Source organism: Paramagnetospirillum marisnigri, from assembly GCF_001650715.1.
Lineage (GTDB): Bacteria > Pseudomonadota > Alphaproteobacteria > Rhodospirillales > Magnetospirillaceae > Phaeospirillum > Phaeospirillum marisnigri.
On sequence record NZ_LWQT01000101.1, the window covers coordinates 1 to 3,770 of the forward strand.

The following is a 3,770-nucleotide window of genomic DNA, read 5'->3' on the forward strand; positions in this document are numbered from 1 at the left end:
ATCCGGCTGATCACCGATCCCTCCACCTGGGGAATTTCCGTCCGCCCGAAATGGGGAAAATTAGGTCGCCGTTGACATCAAGAAACTGGCCGAGGCCATGGGACGGCTGCGGTACGAGGGACTGGACCTGGGGCACCTGCTCCCGGATGTTCCGGGGCAAAAATCTCAGCGGGCTAACGATCAAGCGGCAGAATGACATTCCCCCCGGTAGGGGCTCTTGGAGATCAGCAACGAGACTTTGACGAATTCATCCAGAGGGGCATGGCCTCCTTCATGGCCAATGTGATGGAGGATTGGCCCTCATATCAATACGTTGGTCGAGGCTGCAAGATGGTTCCAGTGAGAGAAGTTGAACCCGTTGGGCCGTCATAAGAAGGCTCTGGCGAAAAGCCTGAGCCCCCTAGCGATCAACGTAGAAACCTTCATTTCTCCCGCATGGGGCGAGCTGTGATTTTCTATCGCCAGAGCAGATAGCCTCTCGGTGCTAACGACCTCTTCTCCGAAAGTGAGGAGCACCTTCGGCACATCCTCCGCAAGCCGAACTGATACGCGAACTTCCTGCACGGTTTTGAACGAATTTTTGAAAGCATCCTCGTACTCAATTAGTGCAAAGCATTCCATCCGCTCGATCTTGTGCTGGTAGTCATGGGCAATAGGCGTGGGAAGGCGGTAAAAACAAGCCTCTTGTCCCGCTTGAACATGGGATGGACTTGCTGGAATGGTGTTGAATGTCTGTGAGTATGGGAATTCCTTTTTCTTCTTCTCATCTATCTTGAATGATTCGCCGCCGATATGGGCCTCGTCGAAAAGGAAGGTGATGCGGGAATTGAATGCTGTGCCATTGCCATGATTGCGCAATCTTCCCCAAGGCTCTTTTGCATCAACTCTATTTTTCCCTGGTGGCCGGTGTGTCGTGAACTGCTTTGCAAACGGGGGGTTCAATCCCGGGATCAAGCCACTATCGATAAGCTCGACGGCGACGGAAAATCCGCCACGGTCAAACAAAAGCAGTGGTCTGACGCTATGAATACGTTCATTGCGTAGCTCACGAAGCGTTCCGATCCCAATGCCAAGCGAGACGAGAACACCCAATCCGGTAACTGGAACTGAGAGTACCTGGGCAATCTGTGACGCTTGGTTCCAATCCATCATATCCCCCCACCAAAACCAGACGAGGATCGAAGCATAGCCGAAGCAAGCAATAGAAGAAATCAATCGTGATCGTCCCAATGAACCAAGCCCCAGTGAGGCGTCTCGCTGCAGGTCTGCTTGCGTCCCAAAAGAATGGGTCTTGACTTCTGGGACAATTCGCCACACAACATCTTAGACGTTGTGAGACGATTTATTCGGAGACGCCCCATGCTCGTCGGTTACGCCCGCACCTCCACCTTGGACCAGAAGGCCAGCATCGAAGCCCAAGCACGTGACCTGACGGCAGCGGGATGCGAGAAGCTGTTCAGCGAGCAGGTGTCCTCGGTGGACGTGACCAACCGCGAACAGCTTGCCCAGGCCCTGGACTTCATCCGCGAGGGGGACGCCCTGGTGGTCACCAAGCTGGATCGGCTGGCCCGTTCGGTCGGGCACCTGCTCACCATCATGGAAACTATCAAGGCGAAGGGTGCGGATTTGCGCATCCTCAACATGGGCATCGACACCGCCACGCCCACCGGCAAGCTGATGCTGACGGTTCTGGGCGGCATTGCCGAGTTTGAGCGCGAGATCATGCTGGAACGCCAGCGGGAAGGCATCGCCAAGGCGAAGGCGGACGGCAAGTACAAGGGCCGCAAGCCCACCGCCCGCGCCAAGGAAGAGGATGTCCTGCGCCTCAAGGCCGAAGGTGTCGGAGCAACCGAGATCGCCAAGCGCCTGGGGATTGGGCGGGCTTCGGTCTACCGCATCCTTGACGGGGCCTCGGCCTGAGGGTCTTGCCTCTGTCCCTGATTTTTGCTTTCGTTCCTGTCCCTTTGGCTACGGACGCGAATTTCTGGACGAAGTCATCATGCACCATTGCCGAGTTCCGGGCTGCTCCGCCCCGTCCTCCCGCTGGGGCACCCTATGCAGCACCCATAAGAGCCGCCAGCGCCGCCACGGCCACCCCATGCAGGACGGCGTCACCAAGGCGGAACTGGCCCCCTACCGCGCCATCATCCGCCAGCGCAAGGCCAACAACCCCAACAGCCCCTTGTGGTCCAGCATCGAGGGCCGATGGAATGCCCTGGTGGATCACTGCCGGGGCGTGGTCGCCGCCTACCTGAACGGCAAGGCCATGAACCGCAACGAGCGGCAAGCCTGCCAGGAGGTGGTGAAGCTGGCCGAGCATGTGGAGCCGGGCGAGGTGGTCGAAACCGCCCTGGCGCTCTACCTGATGCACGAACAGGCCCCACGCCGTTTCCTGTCGGATGATGCCTTCCGCCATCAGCTTTCCCGCCGCTTGCGCGGTCTGGCCGATGTGAATGCGGGCACTTGGTACGATCAGACCACCGGCAAGCTGAAACGGGTTTACCGCGATCTGCCCGCCACCAGTGCCGAGGTCATGGGGGCGATGCTGGCCGAAACCTTCGGCGTGGCCGGTCTGCTGCTGGCTCGCCGCGAGGAAGAGGATGCGGAGAAGCGCCGCCGCGAGAACGAGGAACTGGCCCAGGCCGTGAAGGACTTGAAGTGATGAACCAGAACTCCACCACCCCCGCCCCTGTGGAACCCGAAGAGGCCAGCCTGGATGCGGTCGAGTTCGAGCCGTCCGTTCTGCTGGCGAAGCTGAAGGCCCAGGCCGATGCCGAGCCTGTCCCCCAGGTTCTGCCCGATCACCTGCCCATCTCGGCCATCGCCACCGAAACCGCCCTGTTCCAGCCCCGAGGACTGGCCGAGAACCACCTCCATGAACTGATCCGCGAAGCAAAGAATGGCACCATCTTTGACCCTCTGGTGGTGATCCAGATCGGCGGCACCGCCTACCTTGTCGATGGTCACCATCGCCGCGAGGCCTACCTGAACGCCAAGGTCACTCAACCGGTTCCGGTGGTCTACTTCGCCGGTTCCGTCGAGGAGGCGGTGCTGGAGGCAGGCCGGGCCAATAGCAAGATCAAGCAGCCGATGACCAAGTCCGAGTGCCAAGACTTCGCATGGCGCCTCGTCAGACTGGGCGAATACAAGCGCAAGCAGGTTGCCGAGGCGGCTAGGGTTTCATTGCGGCAGGTCAGCAACATGAAGGATGTGCTGAAGACGTTGGGCGAAGAAGCCTTCGAGCATAAAAGCTGGAGGAAAGCCCTCCAAGCTGCGTCGGGTAGAGAAAGTCTGTCCTTCGACAGCGATGACGAGCGGGAGGAATGGCTGGAGGCCAGGGCCTCGGATTACGCCCGCCGGATGCGCAAGGAGCTGACCGGCAAGCTGATCCGCAACCCGGAACTGGCTGCACGGACGCTGAACATCTACTTCGGGCGCAAGCTGCCGGAGGTGTTCCGCGAACTGCGGCAGTACGTCCCTGAAGGCCACGGTCAGGGCGACGAGAACGACGACTTCTGATCCTGCGGTGCATTCCCTACGATGGTGCAAATGCACTCTCAGGTCATTCTTCGGCTCCGAATAGGCGATACAGCCTCTCCCGAAGGCTGTCATCACAGGCGTCGTATTCGTCAACGAGGGCAATGATGCGATCAATCTGTTGCTTGGACCGTGCTGGGAACCGCTGAACGTCAGTGACCGGCCCCCAATGGCGGCTCCAGATCGAATGTTAGTGAAGCATGGTTGATGTTGCCTGGCCAGGGGCGACGGAG

Annotated in this window: 4 protein-coding genes; 3 read left to right on the forward strand and 1 reads right to left on the reverse strand. The window is 59.4% G+C overall.

Annotated features, from left to right (window positions below):
• Positions 1-366 precede the first annotated feature (366 nt).
• Positions 367-1,215, reverse strand: a complete 849-nt coding sequence (locus tag A6A04_RS22520; protein ID WP_156612684.1) for a hypothetical protein — start codon at positions 1,213-1,215, stop codon at positions 367-369.
• 144 nt (positions 1,216-1,359) lie between these two features.
• Between A6A04_RS22520 and A6A04_RS18370 the strand changes: the two genes are divergently transcribed.
• The 3 genes from A6A04_RS18370 (at position 1,360) to A6A04_RS18380 (ending at position 3,519) form a co-directional block, all read left to right on the forward strand.
• Entirely contained in the window at positions 1,360-1,920 is a 561-nt protein-coding gene (locus A6A04_RS18370) for a recombinase family protein (RefSeq protein ID WP_068495486.1), read from the forward strand.
• Positions 1,921-1,999: 79 nt separating this feature from the next.
• Entirely contained in the window at positions 2,000-2,662 is a 663-nt protein-coding gene (locus tag A6A04_RS18375) for a hypothetical protein (protein ID WP_068495487.1), read from the forward strand.
• Entirely contained in the window at positions 2,662-3,519 is an 858-nt protein-coding gene (locus tag A6A04_RS18380; RefSeq protein WP_068495488.1) for a ParB/RepB/Spo0J family partition protein, read from the forward strand. Before A6A04_RS18375 ends, A6A04_RS18380 begins: the two co-directional genes overlap by 1 nt.
• Positions 3,520-3,770: the final 251 nt, after the last annotated feature.